General features: G+C 64.4%; 20 protein-coding genes. 11 read left to right on the top strand and 9 right to left on the bottom strand.

Annotated features, from left to right (window positions below):
• Positions 1-43 precede the first annotated feature (43 nt).
• From HKX24_RS00960 to HKX24_RS00945, 4 genes are all read left to right on the top strand, one after another.
• Positions 44-943, top strand: coding sequence for a CPBP family intramembrane glutamic endopeptidase (locus HKX24_RS00960; RefSeq protein WP_271692531.1), 900 nt, complete (start codon positions 44-46; stop codon positions 941-943).
• Between the two features lie 56 nt (positions 944-999).
• On the top strand, positions 1,000-1,959 hold the full coding sequence (accD, locus tag HKX24_RS00955) for an acetyl-CoA carboxylase, carboxyltransferase subunit beta (protein ID WP_271692530.1): 960 nt from the start codon (positions 1,000-1,002) through the stop codon (positions 1,957-1,959).
• Complete coding sequence (locus HKX24_RS00950; RefSeq protein ID WP_271692529.1) at positions 1,956-3,227, top strand: folylpolyglutamate synthase/dihydrofolate synthase family protein; 1,272 nt, start codon at positions 1,956-1,958, stop codon at positions 3,225-3,227. The genes accD and HKX24_RS00950 overlap by 4 nt, the downstream gene beginning before the upstream one ends.
• A gap of 96 nt (positions 3,228-3,323) precedes the next feature.
• Entirely contained in the window at positions 3,324-3,509 is a 186-nt protein-coding gene (locus HKX24_RS00945) for a hypothetical protein (RefSeq protein WP_168612943.1), read from the top strand.
• 18 nt (positions 3,510-3,527) lie between these two features.
• Here the strand turns inward: HKX24_RS00945 and zapE are convergent, their stop codons facing one another.
• From zapE to HKX24_RS00925, 4 genes are all read right to left on the bottom strand, one after another.
• On the bottom strand, positions 3,528-4,586 hold the full coding sequence (gene zapE / locus HKX24_RS00940; RefSeq protein ID WP_271692528.1) for a cell division protein ZapE: 1,059 nt from the start codon (positions 4,584-4,586) through the stop codon (positions 3,528-3,530).
• 230 nt (positions 4,587-4,816) lie between these two features.
• Positions 4,817-5,722 (bottom strand): LysR family transcriptional regulator, encoded by a 906-nt coding sequence (locus HKX24_RS00935; protein WP_067261147.1) that lies wholly within the window; start codon positions 5,720-5,722, stop codon positions 4,817-4,819.
• Between the two features lie 144 nt (positions 5,723-5,866).
• Positions 5,867-6,808, bottom strand: coding sequence for a zinc transporter ZntB (locus HKX24_RS00930; protein WP_271692527.1), 942 nt, complete (start codon positions 6,806-6,808; stop codon positions 5,867-5,869).
• Between the two features lie 76 nt (positions 6,809-6,884).
• Positions 6,885-8,912, bottom strand: a complete 2,028-nt coding sequence (locus HKX24_RS00925) for an NADPH-dependent 2,4-dienoyl-CoA reductase (protein ID WP_271692526.1) — start codon at positions 8,910-8,912, stop codon at positions 6,885-6,887.
• 181 nt (positions 8,913-9,093) lie between these two features.
• On the opposite strand from HKX24_RS00925, the gene HKX24_RS00920 reads away from it, so the two are divergent.
• Positions 9,094-9,576, top strand: coding sequence for an RNA pyrophosphohydrolase (locus HKX24_RS00920; RefSeq protein ID WP_271692525.1), 483 nt, complete (start codon positions 9,094-9,096; stop codon positions 9,574-9,576).
• Positions 9,573-10,055: a hypothetical protein gene (locus HKX24_RS00915; protein WP_271692524.1), complete on the top strand. Its 483-nt coding sequence runs from the start codon at positions 9,573-9,575 to the stop codon at positions 10,053-10,055. Before HKX24_RS00920 ends, HKX24_RS00915 begins: the two co-directional genes overlap by 4 nt.
• Before the next feature lie 13 nt (positions 10,056-10,068).
• Here HKX24_RS00915 and HKX24_RS00910 read toward each other — a convergent pair whose 3' ends face one another.
• Genes HKX24_RS00910 through nth form a run of 3 tightly spaced genes read right to left on the bottom strand, consistent with a single transcriptional unit; the run spans position 10,069 to position 12,295 of the window.
• Complete coding sequence (locus tag HKX24_RS00910; protein WP_271692523.1) at positions 10,069-10,662, bottom strand: GNAT family N-acetyltransferase; 594 nt, start codon at positions 10,660-10,662, stop codon at positions 10,069-10,071.
• Positions 10,663-10,664: 2 nt separating this feature from the next.
• Positions 10,665-11,654 (bottom strand): adenosine kinase, encoded by a 990-nt coding sequence (locus HKX24_RS00905; protein WP_271692522.1) that lies wholly within the window; start codon positions 11,652-11,654, stop codon positions 10,665-10,667.
• Positions 11,651-12,295, bottom strand: coding sequence for an endonuclease III (gene nth, locus HKX24_RS00900; protein ID WP_271692521.1), 645 nt, complete (start codon positions 12,293-12,295; stop codon positions 11,651-11,653). The genes HKX24_RS00905 and nth overlap by 4 nt, the downstream gene beginning before the upstream one ends.
• Positions 12,296-12,406: 111 nt before the next feature.
• Here nth and HKX24_RS00895 point away from each other — a divergent pair, with 111 nt between their 5' ends.
• Together HKX24_RS00895 and HKX24_RS00890 are read left to right on the top strand one after the other, a co-directional pair.
• Positions 12,407-13,309 carry a bifunctional helix-turn-helix domain-containing protein/methylated-DNA--[protein]-cysteine S-methyltransferase gene (locus HKX24_RS00895; protein ID WP_271692520.1) on the top strand — a complete coding sequence of 301 codons (903 nt, stop codon included), beginning with the start codon at positions 12,407-12,409 and terminating at the stop codon, positions 13,307-13,309.
• A gap of 98 nt (positions 13,310-13,407) precedes the next feature.
• Entirely contained in the window at positions 13,408-14,064 is a 657-nt protein-coding gene (locus HKX24_RS00890; RefSeq protein ID WP_067265672.1) for an OmpA family protein, read from the top strand.
• Positions 14,065-14,120: 56 nt separating this feature from the next.
• Here the strand turns inward: HKX24_RS00890 and HKX24_RS00885 are convergent, their stop codons facing one another.
• The gene (locus HKX24_RS00885; protein ID WP_271692519.1) at positions 14,121-15,158 is read right to left on the bottom strand and encodes an FAD-binding oxidoreductase; all 1,038 of its coding nucleotides are present in this window, start codon (positions 15,156-15,158) and stop codon (positions 14,121-14,123) included.
• 57 nt (positions 15,159-15,215) lie between these two features.
• Here HKX24_RS00885 and mnmD point away from each other — a divergent pair, with 57 nt between their 5' ends.
• Positions 15,216-15,890, top strand: coding sequence for a tRNA (5-methylaminomethyl-2-thiouridine)(34)-methyltransferase MnmD (mnmD, locus tag HKX24_RS00880; RefSeq protein WP_271692518.1), 675 nt, complete (start codon positions 15,216-15,218; stop codon positions 15,888-15,890).
• A complete protein-coding gene (locus HKX24_RS00875) occupies positions 15,887-16,765 on the top strand; it encodes a DMT family transporter (RefSeq protein WP_271692517.1) in 879 nt (292 codons plus the stop codon). The genes mnmD and HKX24_RS00875 overlap by 4 nt, the downstream gene beginning before the upstream one ends.
• Here the strand turns inward: HKX24_RS00875 and HKX24_RS00870 are convergent.
• A complete protein-coding gene (locus tag HKX24_RS00870) occupies positions 16,730-18,694 on the bottom strand; it encodes a transglycosylase SLT domain-containing protein (RefSeq protein ID WP_276153756.1) in 1,965 nt (654 codons plus the stop codon). The genes HKX24_RS00875 and HKX24_RS00870 overlap by 36 nt on opposite strands.
• Before the next feature lie 125 nt (positions 18,695-18,819).
• Here HKX24_RS00870 and dapA point away from each other — a divergent pair, with 125 nt between their 5' ends.
• Positions 18,820-19,695, top strand: a complete 876-nt coding sequence (gene dapA, locus HKX24_RS00865) for a 4-hydroxy-tetrahydrodipicolinate synthase (RefSeq protein WP_271692515.1) — start codon at positions 18,820-18,822, stop codon at positions 19,693-19,695.
• Positions 19,696-19,743 lie beyond the last annotated feature (48 nt).

Here is a 19,743-nt window from a genome sequence, read left to right as displayed (position 1 = left end):
ATATGCTCTGCAAGCACCACCCCCGATTTGAACGGCGCCGCTGATGAACTGGCGGCCCGATTATAGCGCCCATGCGGCCTTTGTCGCACCCGCGCGCCCGTCATCGGCGCTGTGGCGGTTTTTCTTGGGACTGTTCGTGGCCGTGGTGGCCTATGTCGCGCTGAACGAGCTTTACTTTCAAACGGTCTATGGGCTGGCGGGATCGGCGGCCCCCTCGCTGCACGGCAACCTGCTCAAAGGGGCCACGCCGCAGGCGATGTATCTGCTACTGTTCAGCTTTGGCACCATGGCGATGGCCGTCGCCGTGACCGTGCGGATCGTGCACCGGCGCAGCGCGGGGAGCCTTTTTGGCCTGCCGGGGCGGCTCTGGCCCAGTTTTCGCGCGGTTTCCGGGGCGATGTTGCTGCTGGGCGTTGCGCTTGCGGTATTGCCGCCGTGGAGCATGGGCGGTGAGTTGACGCCGAACCTGCCCCTAAGCCGTTGGTTGCTGCTTTTGCCGCTGTCGCTGCTGGCCGTGCTGGTGCAGGTCAGCGCCGAAGAGATCGTCTTTCGCGGCTATGTGCAACAGCAACTCGCGGCGCGGTTCAACGCGCCGCTGATCTGGATGGTGCTGCCGTCGGCGCTGTTCGCGGCGGGCCATTACCTGCCTGCCGAGGCGGGGAAGAATGCGCTGATGGTGGCGCTTTGGGCGGGGGTTTTCGGCATCCTGATGGCGGACCTTACCGCGCGCTCCGGCTCGCTTGGGCCCGCGATCGCGGTGCATCTGTGGAACAATGTCTCAGCCATTCTCATTGTCTCTCTGCCGGATGATCTTTCGGGGCTGGCGCTTTATCTGACGCCCTTTTCAATGGATGACGCGGCGGCGTTGCGTTCATGGCTGCCGGTTGATTTCGCCTTGATGCTGGTCTCATGGCTGGCGGCGCGGCTGGCGATACGCCGCTGATTGCAATTTCCCCATGCGGGGATTATCTGGGACGGAACCACAGCAGAGGCCTGCCAATGAACTGGATCACGAACTACGTCCGCCCGCGAATCAACTCGATCTTCTCGCGCCGCGAGACGCCGGACAATCTGTGGACCAAGTGTAACGAATGCGGCACCATGCTGTTTCACCGTGAGTTGGCGGACAATCTGAACGTCTGCACCAATTGCGGCCACCACATGCACATCAGCCCCCGCGCGCGTTTCAAGGCGCTGTTCGACGGTGGCATCTTTACCGAGGTGAAGGTTCCGGCGCCCACACCCGACCCGCTGCATTTCAAAGACCAGAAGCGCTATCCCGACCGGATGAAGGCCGCGCAAAAGCAGACCGGTGAGCATGAGGCGATGCTGGTCGTGACCGGCGATATTGGTCGCACGCCGATCGTCGCCTGCGCGCAGGACTTCTCTTTCATGGGCGGCTCCATGGGCATGTATGTCGGCAATGCGATCATTGCCGCCGCCGAGGAAGCCGTGAAGCTGAAGCGCCCGCTGGTGCTGTTCTCCGCCGCCGGTGGCGCGCGCATGCAGGAGGGTATCCTCAGCCTGATGCAGATGCCGCGCACCACCGTCGCCGTGCAGATGCTGAAAGAGGCGGGGCTTCCTTACATTGTCGTGCTGACCCATCCCACCACCGGGGGCGTCACCGCGTCCTATGCAATGCTGGGCGATGTGCAGATCGCCGAGCCGAACGCGCTGATCTGTTTTGCCGGACCGCGCGTGATCGAACAGACCATCCGTGAGAAACTGCCCGAAGGGTTCCAGCGGGCGGAATATCTGCTCGACCACGGGATGCTTGACCGGGTGACCAAACGGACCGAGATGCGCGATGAGTTGATCACCATCACCCGCATGCTAATGGGCCTGCCCCCTGTCGTGCGCGGCGACCTGCCCGCCCCCGAAGAGCTTGAGGTGGCCGAGGCCGCCGCCGCCGTTCAGGCCGCAGCGGATTTGCCCGCCGACACGCCAGAGAAGAAATGAGCACGCCTTCATCCGACGTCATCCTTGAACGGATGATGGCGCTGCACCCCAAGATCATCGACCTGACGCTCGACCGGATGTGGCGGCTGCTCGATGCTTTGGGCAATCCGCAGAACGACTTGCCGCCGGTGATCCATATTGCGGGCACCAATGGCAAAGGCTCGACCCAAGCGATGATCCGCGCGGGGTTGGAGGCGGCGGGAAAGACGGTGCACGCCTATACCTCGCCGCATCTCGCGCGGTTTCACGAGCGTATCCGGGTCGCGGGAGAATTGATCTCGGAGCCTGACCTCGCCGCCGTGCTGGACGAATGCCATGCCGCCAATGGCGGCGAAGAGATCACCTATTTCGAGATCACGACCTGCGCCGCGATCCTCGCCTTTTCGCGGGTGCCTGCCGATTATACCCTGCTCGAAGTCGGCCTTGGCGGGCGGCTCGACGCGACGAATGTGGCCGATCCCGCCCTGACCGTGATCACCCCGGTGTCGGTCGATCATCAGCAGTATCTGGGCGAAACACTGGCCGAGATCGCGGGCGAAAAGGCGGGTATCATCAAGCGGCTTGTCCCTTGCGTGGTCGGCAAGCAGGAAGAGCCCGCGCTTGAGGTGATCGAAGACCGCGCCGCGAAACTCGGGGCACCCTTCTTGGCCTATGGTCAGCAGTGGCATGTCGCGCCCGAAGCCGGGCGCATGGTCTATCAGGATGAGCGCGGCCTGCTTGATCTGCCGCGTCCCAATCTGCCCGGCGACCACCAGATCATGAACGCCGGGTCCGCGCTGGCCGCGCTGCGCCAACTTGGCGTCGATGCGGAGGCCTGTGAGGCTGCCGTGACGCAGGCGCAGTGGCCCGCGCGAATGCAGCGGCTGTCAGACGGGCCGCTTGCCCGTATGGCGCCCGAGGGCGAGTTGTGGCTCGACGGCGGCCATAACCCCGCGGCGGGGGCGGCATTGGCGGCCACGTTGGCGGTCCTCCCGAAACGCCCGACGCATCTGATTTGCGGCATGTTGAATACCAAGGATATCGCCGGATATCTGCGCCCGCTGGCGGCAGAGGCTGCAAGCCTCACCGCCGTGTCGATCCCCGGCGAGGCGGCGACCCTGCCTGCCGAGGCGACGGCGAAAGTGGCGCGCGATGTAGGGTTCGAGACCGCAGAGGCCGAGACCGTCACCGCGGCGCTCAAGGCGATCATCGCCCGCGAACCCCATGCGCGTGTGCTGATCTGCGGCTCGCTCTACCTTGCCGGTAGCGTGTTGCGTGAAAACGTCTGATTAACCATATTTGGGTGTACCGCTGCTGCGAGGTGCAGATGTGGTGTATCTTGGTCCGCGGAAGTCTCCCCTTTCGAATTTAACCGAGGTGTCCCCATGCGCAATTTCAGCCGGTCCGCGCGTCACGATCAGGACGATGCACGGAAATTTCAATTTATCTTCATGGCCGTAGGTCTCGCAATTATCGCGGGCGGCCTGTGGTGGCTTTATGAGGTCGAACGACCTTACCACCCTTTCCTGCAGGGCAATGACCTGCATATGCAGCCGATTAGTGATTCCTGATCGGTTGGCCGGGGGCGGTCAGCGCCCCCAGTCTTCCCCCTGCATCTCCCGCAGGCGGGAGGCTGTACGCTCAAATTCAAAGGTGCCTTCACCTTCGAGGTAGAGCATTTCCGGCGCGGCGGCGGCGGAACAGATCAGCCGCACCTTCGCCTCGTAAAGCGCGTCGATCAGGGTGACGAAACGCTTCGCCTCGTTAAAATTCGACCGGCCAAGGGTGGGGATGTTGTCCAGCAGCAGTACCCGCACAGCCTGCGCCAGCGCGAGGTAATCCGCCGCGCCCAAGGGCTGCCCGCAGAGCGCGTGAAAACCGGCGCGGGCCATGCCGTTGTGATATTGCGGAATGGTCACTTCGCGGCCTTTGACGTGTAGGGTGAGCGGTTCGCCCTCGGTGCCCGCCAGATCGTCCCAGACCGCGTCCATCGCGGCGCGGCTTTCGGCGTTGACGGGGGTGAAATAGACCTGCGTCCCTGCCAGCCGGTCTTGGCGGTAGTCGGTCGGGCTGGCCAATTCATGCACCACCATCCGCTCTTTGATGAGGTCAATGAAGGGCACGAAAACCTCGCGGTTGATGCCGTTTTTGTAGAGGTCATCGGGCAGGCGGTTCGAGGTGGTGACCACCACGACACCCGCGGCAAAAAGCGCTTCGAACAGGCGGCCCACGATCATCGCGTCGGTGATGTCGGTGATCTGCATCTCGTCGAAAGCGAGCAGGCGGACGCTTTCCGCCACGTCGCGGGCCACGGGCGCGATGGCGTCATCCACGCTGGTCTTGCGGACCTCGTGCATGGCGTTGTGGATTTCCTGCATGAAGGCGTGGAAATGCACGCGGCGCGCAGGCACGTCGGGCAGATGCGCCACGAACATGTCCATCAGCATGGATTTGCCGCGCCCGACGCCGCCCCATAGGTACAGGCCCTTGGGCGGCTCTGGGGCTTTGCGGAAAAAGCTTTTCTTCGGCGGGTTGGCCAGTGCATCGCGGATGCGGTCGAACTCGGCCATGACGGTTTCTTGGGCCGGGTCGGCCTGTAGTTTGCCCTCGGCGACAAGCCGGGCGTAGGTTTCGCGCATGTTGCTCATGGCGGGAGAGATAGCGTGCTGGTGAGGGAGAGGAAAGCATTTCGCGAGGAGGGCCGTCGCCTGCCCGCGGGTCGGCGATCAGGCGGTATGGCGTTGCCACTTTATGGCTCAACCATTGTGTGCGTTCGCAAGGTCGTACCCAGCCTCGCTAAATCGCCTACCCGTCCGGGCGGGCAGGCGATGGCCCGGCGCCTACGGCTTGATTCCGGGCCAGGTGGCAGTCGCGACTGTTACCAGTCCGCCGGCCCCTTCTCGGCAAACTCATGCACCAGAAAGTCGATGAACGCCCGCACTTTGGGCTGGGTGAACCGGCCCGGCGGATAGACGGCATAGATGCCCTGCGTCTCCAGCGGCAGATCGGGGATCGCGTCCTCGACCAGTCCTTTCTCCATCGCCTCGGCGTAGAGGAAGCTTGGCAGATAGGCGATGCCCAGCCCCGAGATCGCGGCGTTCAAAAGGCTCTGCCCGTCATTGACCGAAAGCCAGCCCGCCGTGCGCACCTGCCGTTTCTCGCCCGAGGGCGCGGTCAGTTTCCACACGTTGCCCGAGGACTGGTTCGAGTAATGCAGCAGCTTGTGATTGTTCAGGTCGTCGATCTTTTCCGGCCGTCCGTATTGCTCGAAATACTTCGGGCTGGCGATCATGCGTTTGGTCGTCTCGGTCAATTTGCGCGCGCGCAGGGTGCTGTCTTCCAGCTCCCCGATCCGCACGGCCATGTCGAAGCCTTCCGAGATCAACTCAACGTAGCGGTTGTTCAGCACCATGTTCACGGTGATATCGGGAAAATCCTGCAAGAACTCCGACAGCGCGGGGGAGAGGTGGTTCACCCCAAAGTCCGTCGCCACCGAAATCCGCAGCAACCCCGAGGGCGCGGATTGCATCGAGGTCACCAGCGCGTCGGCTTCGCCCGCGTCGTTCAGCACGCGGCGGGCGCGGTCGTAATAAGCAAGGCCGATCTCTGTGGGCGATACGCGACGGGTGGTGCGGTTCAGCAGTCGCGCCCCCAAACGGGCCTCGAGTGAGGAGACATGCTTTGAGACGGCGGATTTCGAGATCCCCATCTTCTTGGCAGCATCTGTAAAGCCGCCTTGATCCACCACAGTGGCAAACGCTTCCATTTCCGTAAGGCGGTCCATTGCCTGTCCCTTCGCATTGATCTTGTTGCGGTCAGGTATGGGCGTCAATTCGGGCAGGATCGGGGCGGAGGCAAGACAGTCCCGTGGTCTTTGCGGGGATCGTTCATGGCATGGAAACGGCAGAACAATCCGTTTCCCCGCCCGTCACAGCCAGCGCAGCCATTTCAACACGGCCAGCATGATGGCAGCGAGGCCGACCATGGCAAGGCAAAGGATCGCGAAGGCGCGCGGATCGTCCACGCCCGGCATCCCGCCCACGTTGACGCCGAAAAGTCCCGTCAGAAACCCTAGCGGCAAAAAGACCGCGGCGGCGATGGAGAGCATGTAGCTGTGCCGCGCCTGTCGCTGCGCGACCTGGTTGTCGTGTTCGTCCTGCACCGTGACGATGCGTTCCTGTAGCGCGTCCAATTCCTCGACCACGATGGCGGTCCGGTTGGCCAGTTCGCGCAGCTTCATCGCGTCCACGTCCGGCACCAGCGGCAGGTCCAGTGTCGCCAACCGCTCCAGCGCATGGCGCTGCGGGGCGAGGTAGCGTTCCAGCCGGATCGCGCTGCGGCGGGTCACCGGCAGTTCCTTCGGCGGCGGGGTGCTGAGGTCTTCGAGGTCGGCCTCGTAGAAGGCGGTGCGCTCGGCCAGCCGGGCGACCTCGGCTTGTACCCGCGCCGTGAGCCGCATCACCAGCGCCTCGACAAAGGCCGAAGGCCGGGGTGGCGCATTATTCTCGGCGGCCAGCGCGCGCAGCTCATCTATGGCAAAGACCCGGCGCATCCGCACGGTGATCACCACCGCATCCGTCACCCACATCCGGACCGAAACCATTTGGTCGGCCTGTTGACCTTCGTTGAGGTTGATGCCGCGCAGGTTCAGGATCAGCCCGTCGTCATATTCGTCACAGCGCGGGCGGGTTTCGGGCTGTAGCAATGCGCCCGCCGGGATCTCGGGCAGGTGTTCGGCCAGCCACGGTGCCAGCGCCGGATCAGCCATGTCGTAGTGCCACCAGCGGTAGCGCCCCGGCCCGGTGAGGTTGTTGTCAGAGGGCACCTGCGCGGTGCCGTCCTCATAGATGTCGAAGACGCAGAGGGGCATGGAGACCTTGGATCGTTTTGGCAATCCTGCGGCGATCTAGGGCGGGGCGCAAGGGGGCCAAGCGCCCGCCCCTCGCTTACAGCCCGGCGGCCAGCCGTGTGCCTTGGTTGATGGCGCGTTTCGCGTCCAGTTCCGCCGCCACATCCGCGCCGCCGATCACGTGGCAGGTCTGCCCCCGCGCCTCCAGTGCATCGGCGAGGCTGCGCTCGGACAATTGCCCGGCGCAGAGCACGATGGTGTCGGCCTCGATCAGCGTGGGGTTCTCGCGCGCTTCGCCAAAGGAGATATGCAGGCCCGCGTCGTCGATCTGCTCGTAGTTCACGCCCGCGATCATCTTCACGTCGCGCATGGTGAGCGAGGCACGGTGGATCCAACCCGTGGTCTTGCCCAGACCCTTGCCGGGCTTGCTGGTCTTGCGTTGCAGCATGGTGATCTGGCGCGCGGGCGCCGGGGGCTGCGGGCCTTCGGGGGCGAGGCCGCTGCGATGCGCGCCCGGGTCCGTGACGCCCCATTCGCGCATCCACTCGGGCAGGTTCATCGTGCTGCTCTCGCCATCGTGGACCAGATGTTCCGACACGTCGAAGCCGATCCCGCCTGCGCCGATCACGGCGACCCGTTGGCCGACCTTCGCAGTGCCGTTCAGCACGTCGATGTAGCTGACCACGTTGTCGCGGTTCTGGCCGGGAATCTCCGGGTCGCGCGGCACGACGCCGGTGGCAATGATGACCTCGTCGAAGTCTGAGAGCGCCTCGCTCGTGGCTTCGGTCTCAAGCTGTACGGTCACGCCGTGCACGTCCAGCATGGTGCGGTACCAGTCGACGAGGCCCCAGAACTCCTCCTTGCCGGCTACCTGTTTGGCGAGGTTGAGTTGCCCGCCGATCTCGCTTGCGCGGTCCATGAGCGTCACCTTGTGGCCGCGCTCCGCCGCCGTGATGGCCGCCGAGAGACCGGCGGGCCCCGCGCCGACAACGGCAATTGTTTTCGGGCTTGCGGCGGGTTCGATCCGCAATTCCGTCTCGTAGCAGGCGCGCGGGTTCACGAGGCAGGTGGAGATCTTGCCGCCGAAGGTATGGTCGAGGCAGGCTTGGTTGCAGGCGATGCAGGGGGCGATGCGCTCGGCCTGACCGGCCTTCGCCTTGGCGAGGAAATCGGCATCGGCCAGCATCGGCCGCGCGAGGCTGACCATGTCGGCGCAGCCCTCCGCCAGCACTTCTTCGGCCACTTGCGGCGTGTTGATCCGGTTCGAAGTGATCAGCGGGATGCCCACCTTGCCCATCAACTTTTTCGTGACCCATGCAAAGGCCGCGCGTGGCACCGAGGTGGCGATTGTGGGGATGCGCGCCTCGTGCCAGCCGATGCCGGTGTTGATGATGTTGGCGCCCGCCTTCTCGACCTCTTGCGCCAATTGCACGACCTCTTCGAAGGTCGAGCCGTTGGGCACGAGGTCGATCATCGACAGGCGGTAGATCAGGATGAAATCCTCGCCCACCATTTCGCGCACGCGGCGGACGACTTCCAGCGGCAGGCGCATGCGGTTTTCGTAAGACCCGCCCCAGCGGTCCTCGCGCTTGTTGGTATGGGTGACGAGGAACTGGTTCAGGAAATAGCCCTCGGAGCCCATGATCTCGACCCCGTCATAGCCCGCCTCGCGGGCGCGCAGGGCGCAGGCGGCGATGTCGGAGATTTGTTTTTCGATGCCTTCCTCGTCCAACGCCTTGGGCGCGAACATCGAGATCGGGGATTTCACCGCGCTCGGGGCCACGCATTCAGGTGTGAAGGCATAGCGGCCCGCGTGCAGGATCTGCATGGCGATCTTGCCGCCCGCCTCATGCACCCGCTGGGTGATGATGCTGTGGTTGTCGACGTCCTTCTGGCTGACCATCATCGCCGCGCCATGGGCCACCGCGCCTTCGCGGTTCGGCCCGATGCCGCCCGTGACCATCAGCCCCACATCGCCCCGCGCCCGTGCCGCATAGAACTCCGCCACGCGGTTCCAATCGCCCGTCTCCTCCAACCCGGTGTGCATCGAGCCCATCAGCAGCCGGTTCTTCAGCGTAGTGAAACCAAGGTCGAGCGGGGCAAGCAGGTGGGGATAGTCGGACATGGCTTTACCTTTCTGGGAGGGCTGGGTCACTGTGACACCATCGGAAACGGCAGGGCAAGTCACGCGAAACGCCGCGTCAAGGATGCGGCTGCCGAAACGTTATAGCCGCGATGTGACCGCTTTGAGCCGCGCCTTGGTCGTGCTAACTCCCTCATGAACGCCATTCAGGAGACCTGCCCCCATGACCCCCGAAGAGATTGCCAAACTGCCCTACCGACCTTGCGTCGGCGTGATGCTGGTGAATGCCGAGGGCGAGGTTTTTGTTGGCCAGCGGCGCGACCGGGATCAGGACGCTTGGCAAATGCCCCAAGGCGGGGTCGACAAGGGCGAGGCCGCGCGCGATGCGGCCCTGCGTGAGTTGGAGGAAGAGACCGGCATCTCCAGCGATCTGGTGCGGATCGAAGCCGAGACGACAAGCTGGCTGCCCTATGATCTGCCCCATGAACTGGTGCCCAACATCTGGAAGGGCCGCTACCGGGGGCAGGAACAGAAGTGGTTTCTCATGCGTTTTATGGGGCAGGACGATCAGGTCAATATCCAGACGGCTGAGCCTGAATTCTCGGAATGGCGCTGGATGCCCGCAGATCAACTGGTCGCGAATATCGTGCCGTTCAAACGTGCGGTCTATGCGGCGGTTCTTGAAGAGTTTGAGGAGAAGCTATGACACGGATCATCGCCTGCGCCCTCGCCACTTTGGCCCCGCTGCCCGCGCTTGCGCTCAGTTGCCTGCCCCATTCGGTCGAGGCGACCTATCAACGCGCGGCCAAGGCCGAGGAAAGTTACGTCGTGGTGCAGGGGCGTCTGACCTTGGATGCCAGCGCCCTGCCGAAGGGTGGCACCATCGGGATCAACCCACCCGAAGAGACGCCGATCCGGGCGCAGATCAGCGGCACGGCGCTATCCGAAGGGGGCTTTGACGTGCCCTTTGACCAGCCCTTGACGCTCAACGTTCAGTGTTTCGGCCCTTGGTGCGGCTCCGCCGAAGAGGGGGATGTTCTGGCCTTCCTCGAACGCAAACCGGATGGGGCCTATGCGCTGGAAAGCAACCCCTGCGGGGGCGACCTCTTCGGCTCTCCGAAGCCTGCCATGGTCGATAAAGTAATCGCCTGTTTCCAAGGGGCGGAGTGCACGCCGGTTCGATGATCCGGCGGCGGTCCTATGCCTCGATAAGCGGCACTTGCGGTGCCGCATCGCGCGGCAGCAGCCCTGTGAGACGCGGATCGTCGTCGATCTCGACCTGACGGCGCACCGGGATGAAGCCTGACCGCACATAAAAGCCAAGCGCCTGTGGGCTGTCGTTGGTGCAGGTATGCAGATGCAGCCGGGTGATTGGCTTTTCCCATGCCAGCGTGATCGCTTGGTTCATCAGATACCGCCCCGAACCGCTGCCGATCAGCGCAGAGGTCAGCCCGAAATAGGCCAGCTCGCAGCTGCCATCTTCGGGGAAGTTCAACTCAAGCAGCGCCTCGTCCTTGCCATCGCGGGTCAGCGTATAAAAGTCCCGCGCCGGGTCTTGCAGCAGCGCAGAGAGGGCCGCGCCCTCCAGTTTGAGCCGCCCGTACCAGAGCCAATCCATCCCGACACGCCGGAAAATGTCCCGAAACCAGTCGGGCGTCGGTGTGACCTTCCGAAAGGTGACACCCTCGGGCAGGGGCACCTCCCGCAGGCTGGGTTTGGCGTCCATCTCAAGATGGGTCACCACCACGGCGAGTTTGCCGGGCGGGACATCGTGAAAACCGTTCTCGATCATGGTCAGACCAGCCCTTCGGCCTTGAACAGGGCCATGATGTCAGTCTGGGGGCGGGGGCCGATGTGGCGGATCACTTCGCCCGCGCAGATGTTGCCCATGCGGCCACAGGTCTCAAGATCGCGGCCCGTGGCAAGACCATAGAGGAAGCCCGCCGCGAATTGATCGCCCGCGCCCGTGGCATCCACCGGCACGACCTTTTCGACCGGCACGTCGACCCGTTCCTCGCCCCGGACCAGCGTGACCCCGTCGCCTGAACGGGTGCAGACCACCAGCGGGCAAATCTCGGCGGTTTTGGCCAGGGCGGCTTCGGTGTCGTCGGTTTCCCAAAGGGCGCGAATCTCGGCCTCATTACCGATGACATAGCCCAGATCGTTTTCGATCAGCGCGAGGAAGTCGTCGCGGTGGCGCTCCACGCAGAAGGGGTCGGAGATGGCGATGCCCGCCATGCCGCCGCCCGCCGTCGCGGCCCGCGCGGCCTCGCGAAAGGCGGTTTTGCCCGCCTCGTGGTCGAAGAGGTAGCCTTCGAGGAACATCAGCTTGGCCTTCTCCGTCACCGCCTGCGGCACATCGGCCGAGGTCAGCCCGGTTGAGATGCCGAGGTAGGTGTTCAGCGACCGCTCCCCATCGGGGGTGACGAAGATCATGCAACGCGAGGTCGGGTTCTCGCCCTCGGCCACGGGGGCGTTGACGAAGTCGATGCCGATATCGGTCATCGCCTTGGCATAAAACTGGCCCAACTCATCATCGCGCACCCGCCCGATAAAGGCGGTCTTGAGGCCCAGCGCGCCCGCGCCCGCAACGGTATTGGCGACCGAGCCGCCCGGCGTCTGCACGCGGTCTTGCATCGCGGCGTAGAGGTCTTCGGCGCGGTCACGCTCGATCAACTGCATGATGCCTTTCTCGATACCGTTGTCGGCAAGGAAAGCGTCATCGGCATGGGAGATCACGTCGACGACGGCGTTGCCGATGCCAATCACTTCGTATTGGGTCATTCTGTCTTGTCCTCGTATTGGCACAGGTCACGGATGATACAGGTGCGGCACAGGGGTTTGCGGGCTTTACAGTGATAGCGGCCATGCAGGATAAGCCAGTGATGGGCATGGCGCTGGAAATCGGCGGGAATGTTGTCCTCAACGGCGCGCTCGACCGCGTCGACCGTCTTGCCCGGTGCGATCCCGGTGCGGTTGCCAACGCGGAAGATATGCGTGTCCACCGCCTGCGCGGGCTGGCCCCACCACATATTGAGCACGACATTCGCAGTCTTGCGCCCCACCCCCGGCAGCGATTGCAGCGCAGCGCGGGAGTTCGGCACCTCGCCGTCGTAATCGTCGACGAGGATTTGGCTGAGCTTGATGACGTTCTTGGCCTTCTGACGGTAGAGGCCGATGGTCTTGATATGTTCAATTAGCCCCTCAAGCCCGAGATCGAGCATTTTTTGCGGCGTGTCGGCAATCTTGAACAACTCGCGCGTGGCTCTGTTGACGCCCGCATCGGTCGATTGCGCGCTCAGCGCCACGGCCACGACGAGCGTATAGACATTCACATGCTCCAACTCGCCCTCGGGCTCAGGCTCTGCCTGTTGGAAGCGGGCGAAGATCTCGCGGATGGTATGATAATCAAGTTGGCGGGCCATGGCTCAGGGTATGCGATGAATGGCGCGGCAGGGCAAGCGGGGGCGGGGCTTGGGCTGCGATGGCGCAAGAAACGGGTCGCACGGGGGCAGGGGCGCGGCTAATCTGGTGGCATGACACAGATTGCACAGCTCTCTCCCGCGCCCGAAGATCAGGGGTACCACTATCAGGTGATGCGCCGCGCCATCGCCCTGATTGACGAGGCCGAGGACCCCAAGCAACTCGATTGGATCGCGGGCGAGATGGGCATGTCCGCCGCGCATTTCCAGCGGCTGTTCTCACGCTGGGTGGGGGTCTCGCCGAAGCGATACCAGCAGTATCTGATGCTGGATCAGGCCAAGGTCATGCTGCGCGACCGTTTCACCACGCTGGCGGCGGCGCATGAATTGGGGCTGTCGGGCAGCGGGCGGTTGCATGACCTTTTCCTGCGCTGGGAGGCGATGAGCCCCGGTGAGTTTGCCCGCAAGGGCGCGGGGCTGACGATCTACTGGGGTTGGTTTGACAGCCCCTTCGGCCCGACACTGGTGATGGGCACCGACAAGGGCATCTGCGGGCTCGCGCTGTCGTCGGAAGTGGGGGAGGATGCGGCGATGGCGGATCTTTGTAGCCGCTGGCCGCTCGCCGATTTCAAGGAGGCCCCCGCGCGGTTGCAGGCATGGGTCGACGCCGCCTTTGGGCGGCGGAAGGACCCCGAGGCGAAAGCGCCGCTCTACCTCATCGGTGCGCCCTTTCAAATCAAGGTCTGGGAGGCGCTGCTGAGCATCCCTTCAGGGCAGGTGACCACCTATTCCGAAATCGCGCAGAGCATCGGCAGCCCCCGCGCCGTGCGCGCAGTGGGCACAGCAGTAGGGCGCAATCCGGTGAGTTGGCTGATCCCCTGTCACCGGGCGCTGCGCAAAAGCGGGGGCTTGGGCGGCTACCACTGGGGGCTGCCGGTGAAACGCGCAATGCTCGCCTTCGAGGCGGCACGGGCAGAGGCGCAAATGGCCCCTTCTGGGCGGGTTTCTGCCGAATAGCGGTTATATGTAATGTTTTTGGGAACTTTGCGTGCCTATATTGCGTTCACGTCAAGATGCCCCGCCCGAACGGGGCCGCAAACATGAAGGCAGTAGACATGATTTCTTCGAAGATGACTTTGGCCGCCGCTCTGGCCGGCGCGATGACACTGGGTGCCTGTACGCAGCCGATGCAGCCGGGCAATGGCGATCCCAACCAGCGGACCAAGAATGGCGCTTTGATCGGTGCGGGCGTCGGGGCCCTTGCTGGTGCGATTTCCGAAGGTGACGGCAAAGGCGCGCTGAAAGGCGCTTTGATCGGCGGCACGATCGGCGCGGGCGTCGGCTATTCGCTTGATAAGCAAGAGGCCGAGCTGCGCGCCGCAATGGACAGCCGTGTGGTGATCACCAACACCGGCGACCGTCTGATCGTGACACTGCCGCAAGACATCCTCTTTGCGACCGACAGCACCAGCGTATCGCCCGCCCTGCGTGACGATCTGGCCGCGCTGGCGCAGAATGTGAACATCTATCAGAACTCCACCCTGCAAGTCGTGGGCCACACCGACAGCGATGGCGAAGCGGCCTATAACCAGCAGCTTTCCGAGCGTCGCGCGCAGGCCGTGGGCAACATCCTTCTGTCCAACGGCGTGCCGCAGCAGCGTTTGCAGACATTCGGCCGTGGCGAAAGCCAGCCGGTTGCCAGCAACCTGAGCGCCGCTGGCAAGGCGCAGAACCGCCGGGTCGAGATCGTGATCCTGCCCAACGCGCGCTAAGCCGCAGGTTGAAAGTGACAGAAAACCCCGGCCAGTGGCCGGGGTTTTTTGTTGGTCTAGAGGTTGTCCTCGACCCTGAAACCCTTGGGGATGGCATCGCGCCCTTCAAGCAGAAGATCGGCCATGACCTCTGCCACTTTGGGGGCCATGCCGAAGCCGATTTTGAAGCCGCCGTTGGCGATGTAATGCCCCGGTCTGCCCGGCCACGGCCCCAGCATCGGCGCGCGGCTGCGGCTGCGCGGGCGCAGCCCGGCCCAGCGTTCGACGACCGGCGCGTCTTGCAATGCGGGGACCGCCGCGCGGGCCTTGGCGATCACCGCATCGAGCTGTGCATCGGTGCCGTCAGGGCTGTCATATTCTCGCTCAGTGGTGCCGCCCACAGCCACCGTGCCATCCAGATGCGGGATCACATGGACCCCATCGGCAAAAAGCTGTGCCGCGCCGCTTCGGTTCAGTTTTAAGAGCGCGGCTTGCCCTTTGATGCCTGCGCCGACCAAACGCGGATGGCCCGCATTCAGCGCCTCCAGCCCCGCGACCCCAGTGGCCCAGAGGGTCAGGCCCGTATCGGGCGCCTCGGCCACGATCTCAACGCCTTTGGCCGCCAGCGCCGCCACGAGGGCGGCACAGGCGTGGCGCGGGTGGACGAGGGCGCTTAGCGTGTCGCGGATCAGCCAGCCCGTGGGGCTCTGCGGGGCCCAATCGCGGCTCTCGGCGCGGATCAACTCCCACCGGGCGCGGCCTTGCCAAAGCGCGGCTGCCGTGTCCTGCCGCTGCCGCGCCAGCGCGAGGGCCGCGTCATCTGTCACCGGCTGCAAGCGCCCGCTGCGGATATAGCCGGGCGCGCGACCGCCCGCAGCCTCGACCTCGGCCCAGAAGGCTTCGGCGCTGAGCAGGCTCTCAAGCTGAAAGGCTTTCTTGGCGTTCCAATTCTCTGGCACATGCGGCGCCAGCGCGCCCACGATCCCGCCCGACGCCCCCGCCGCCGGTCCTGACGGATCGACCACGCGCACCACCGCCCCGCGCCGGACGCAGGCCCAAGCCACCGACAGGCCAAAAATCCCGGCCCCTCTTACGGTTACATCCACCATTGCCATTCCCCGCCAGCTTGCGCAGTGTCTGCGCGACTTCTTCCCCCTCTAGCAGGACGTGCCGTGCCAGACCAGAATGCCCAGATCACTTGGCGCGCGGGCCAAGTGCCCGTCTCGACCCAGTTCGATGACCCCTACTTCAGCTTGGAGGATGGCGCGGCAGAGACGGCCTATGTCTTTCTGGCGGGCAATGACCTGCCCGAGAGGTTCCGCCCCGGCTTTCACATCGCCGAGCTTGGCTTTGGCACCGGGTTGAACCTGTTGCTGGCATGGGATGCTTGGATGCGGGCGGGCCATGACGGGCCGCTGCATTTCACCAGTTTCGAAGCCTACCCGATGCACCCCGAGGATATGGCGCAGGCCCATGCGGCCTTTCCCGCGCTCGACGGGCGGCGCGATGCGCTGACAGCGGCGTGGGATGGCGCGGGTGGCGTGTTGGAACTGCCCGGCTTCCGGGCCGAAATCATCATTGGGGACGCGCGCGAAACCCTGCCCGCATGGCAGGGGCAGGCCGATGCTTGGTTTCTCGATGGGTTTTCACCGGCCAAGAACCCCGAGCTTTGGGGCGATGATCTGATGGCCGAGGTGGCCCGCCATACCGCACCGGGCGGCAGTGCGGCGACCTATACCGCCGCGGGCTTCGTGCGCCGGGCGCTCGCCGCGGGCGGTTTTGAGGTTGCCCGCATCCCCGGCTATGGCCGCAAACGCCACATGACCTGCGCACGGATGCCCGCATGAGCCAGTCCAACAATATCCCGCTCGGCATCATGCTGATGATCGCCACGACGATGGTCTTCGCCGTCCAAGACGGGCTGTCGCGCCATTTGGCCGAGAACTACAACGTGCTAATGGTGGTGATGATCCGCTATTGGTTTTTCGCGGCCTTCGTGATCGCGCTGGCATTGCGCAAGGCGGGCGGCATCCGCCGCGCCGCCGCCACGACACAGCCCGCGGTGCAAATCCTGCGGGGGGTGCTGCTCTCGGCGCAGATTTGCACGATGGTGCTGGGCTTCACTATTCTGGGGTTGGTGGAGAGCCATGCGGTCTTTACCTGCTACCCGCTTTTGGTGGCGGCGCTCTCCGGTCCGATCTTGGGTGAGAAAGTCGGCTGGCGGCGGTGGGCCGCGATTGGTGTGGGCTTTGTCGGGGTGTTGGTCATCTTGCAACCCGGGCTTCGGGTGGTGGACCCTGCCGCCGCGATCCCGCTGGCGGGGGCGGCGATGTTCGCGGTCTATGGCCTGCTGACTCGCTATGTCGCGCGGCGCGACAATACGGCGACGAGCTTCTTCTGGACCGGCGTCACCGGCGCGGTTGTCATGACGGCGGTCGGCGTCTGGTTCTGGGAGCCGATGACGCCGGGCAACTGGCTGTTGATGGGCACGCTCTGCATCACCGGGGTTACGGGCCACTGGCTGTTGATCCGTTGCTACGAAGTGGCCGAGGCCAGCGCGGTGCAGCCCTTCGCCTATACCCAGTTGATCTTTACCGTGATCATCGGCCTGTCAGTCTTTAACGAGGTGCTGCGCCCCAGCGTGGTGCTGGGCGCGGGCATGATCGTGGCGGCGGGGCTGTTCACCCTATGGCGCGAACGCCTTCAAAGTCGATCCGGTTAACTCTTTGCTGAAGGGGATCGGCAGCGGGTCTTTGCCCAGTCGGGCGCGGTAGACCGGCAGGCTTTCGGTCACCCGCATGACGTAGTTCTGCGTCTCGCGGAAGGGAATCATCTCGATCCAATCGACGATGTCGATCTCACCCTTGCGCGGGTCGCCATAGGTCGCCATCCAGCGCCGCGGGCGGCTAGGGCCTGCGTTATAGGCCGCCGACATCATGGAGACATTGCCGTCAAAAAGTCCCGCCATCTGTGACAGATAGGTCGCGCCAAGCCGCGCGTTGTAATCGGGGTCGGCGGTCAGGCGGTCCGTCGTGTGCTGGCCTGAGATGCCCAGATCGCGCGCCACGTCCCGCGCCGTGGCGGGCATGATCTGCATCAAACCCCGCGCGCCGACGCCGCTCTGCACATTGGGATCAAATTCGCTTTCACGCCGCGCGATGGCGAGGGTCATCTCGGTCGCCATCGGCAGGTCTTTCTCCACCAGTCTGTGCAGCGCGTAATAGGGGGCGGGCACCTCCAGCCCCCGCTGCGCGGCGCGTTTGCCGATCATCACCGCGATATGGGGCTGGCCCACGTCGATGGCGGCTTGCCCCAGCAGGGCGATGTCTTCGGGGACGAGTTGTTCGGCCAAATGGGTCCAGAACCGCTCGGCGGTGGACAGCTCGCCCGAGGCTTGCAGCAGCAATCCGGCCTCGAACAGGGGCGCACGGGCCAGCGGAGAGCTGCGCCAGTCTTGTTCAGGTGCCGCGCCTGCGAGCTTTTCATCAAAGGGGAGGCCGCCCCGTTCGGCGGCCAGCAGCCCGTAGAAGGAGGTTTGGTATTCCGCCCCCATGGCATAGGCTTTCGCCGCGCCTTCGGCATCGCCCATCGCCTCTAACGCGCGGCCCTGCCAATAGCCCGCGCGGCCTTGGCTAATGGGAGATTCCACGGCGTTGTCGTGGTTCTGGAAATGGCCCAGAGCGGTGGTGGGATCGTCCAAGAACCGCAGCGCGATATAGCCCGAGAGCCATTCGAGATCGGCATAGTTCGAGCCATCGGTCAGAAAATGCTGCGACGCCAGTCGGTAGGCCCTTTGCGCATCGCCATTGCGCATTTCATCCCGTGCCAAGGCGCGACGGCGGTTGGCCCATTTGGGGGGCTGGCCCAGGGCCTCAGCCGAGGTCGAGCGCGCCAGCATCAAATCCTTGGCATCCTCGCGCAGCCCCTTGCGAATACGCCATTCAAAGCGGTCATGCGCCAGCCCCGGCGCATCGGACTTGGAGGCGGGGAGCGCGTCGATCTTGGCGTTCACGTCGCTTTCCAGCTTTTGCAGGGCGATGCGGGTTTCCGCCAGCGCCCTGTCGGCGCTTGAGACCAGATCGAACATCTGCCGCGCTTCGGAATGTTCGCGCTGCCAGAGCATCTCTTCCAGCCGGGCCGCGTGATGCGGGGCCAGAAGGCTCCCGTGGGCGTCGGTGAAAAGGGCCTGACTGCTGGCGTTCATCGGCATGGTGCGCCACGCCAGAACCAGGTTCGCCTCGGCCTCACCGCGCTGGCCAATGTTGATCAGCGCCTCGGCATGGGCCAGCACGCCGCGTGGGGTCTGCGGGGCCATGGCCGAGAAGAAATCCAGTATCTCGCTCTCACCCTGTTTGATGACCGCCGCTTCGCTCTGCCTGCGCAGATACGCCTCACCGGGCCAGTCGGGTCTGCGGTTCAGGAAATCGCGGGTGTCGGCATAGGTGCCGCGCCCGGCGCGCAGCCGGTGCCATTCGATCACATCGGCGGCGACCTGCCCGTCACGGGCGGCCAGCGCCGCAGCCGCGTCCCAATTGCCGCTGCGCATCGCATCCATTGCCCAGCCCAAAGGCCGCGGGCGCTGCGCTTCCGCAGGCACGGTCAGGACAAAAACACTCATGAGGATCGCCATCAGGCGCGTCATCGCTTGCATTTCCCACGTCTCCGAGGCTAGAGCCTTGCAACATATGGCTTGGGCGCCGTTTATCAAACCGTAGCGCCCGCAAAAGCCCTCATCCAGTCCGGTTTTCCACCGGCCAGCACTTAAGGAGCGTGCACATGTTCAAAGGCTCTCTGCCTGCCCTCGTCACGCCGTTTCGCAACGGCGCGCTGGATCTGGATACGCTTAAGAAACTTATCGAATGGCACATCGGCGAAGGGTCGAGCGGGCTCGTCCCCGTCGGCACCACTGGCGAATCCCCCACGCTGAGCCATGCCGAGCATGAGACCGTCGTCGAAGAGGTGGTCAAAGCCGTCGCGGGCCGCATCCCGGTCATCGCGGGCGCCGGGTCGAACAACACGGTCGAAAGCATCCGCCTCGCCCGTCACGCCGAAAAGGTCGGCGCGGATGCGCTGCTGGTGGTGACACCCTATTACAACAAGCCCACGCAGCGCGGGTTGGTGGCGCATTTCACCGCCGTGCATGACTGCTGTGACCTGCCGATCATCATTTACAACATCCCCGGCCGTTCGGTGGTGGATATGATGCCCGAAACGATGGGCGAACTGGCCGAGCTGCCGCGCATCGTCGGCGTCAAGGACGCCACCGGCGATCTAGCGCGCGTCTGCGATCAGCGCATCACCTGCGGCCCGGATTTCTGCCAGCTCTCCGGCGAAGACGCCACGGCGCATGGGTTCAACGCTCAAGGCGGCGTCGGCTGTATCTCGGTCACCGCCAATGTCGCGCCGCGCCTTGTGGCGCAGATGCAGGCCGCCTGTCTTGAGGGCGATTATGCCAAGGCGCTGGAGCTGCAGGACCGTCTGATGCCGCTCCACAAGGCGATCTTTACCGAACCGGGGCTTGTGGGTGTGAAATACGCCATGTCGCGGCTCGACCTTTGCTCGGACGAGGTGCGCCTGCCGCTCACGGAGCTGACCGACCCGACCAAGGAACTGGTCGATGCGGCCCTGCGCCATGCGGGTCTGATGAATTAAGCCTAATTTAAACAGGCTGGCCAATACGAAGAGGGGGTGAAGACACCC

Origin of the sequence: Sulfitobacter sp. M85 (assembly GCF_029285915.1) — a bacterium.
GTDB lineage: Bacteria > Pseudomonadota > Alphaproteobacteria > Rhodobacterales > Rhodobacteraceae > Sulfitobacter > Sulfitobacter faviae.
This window is presented reverse-complemented; position numbering and strand designations above follow the sequence as displayed.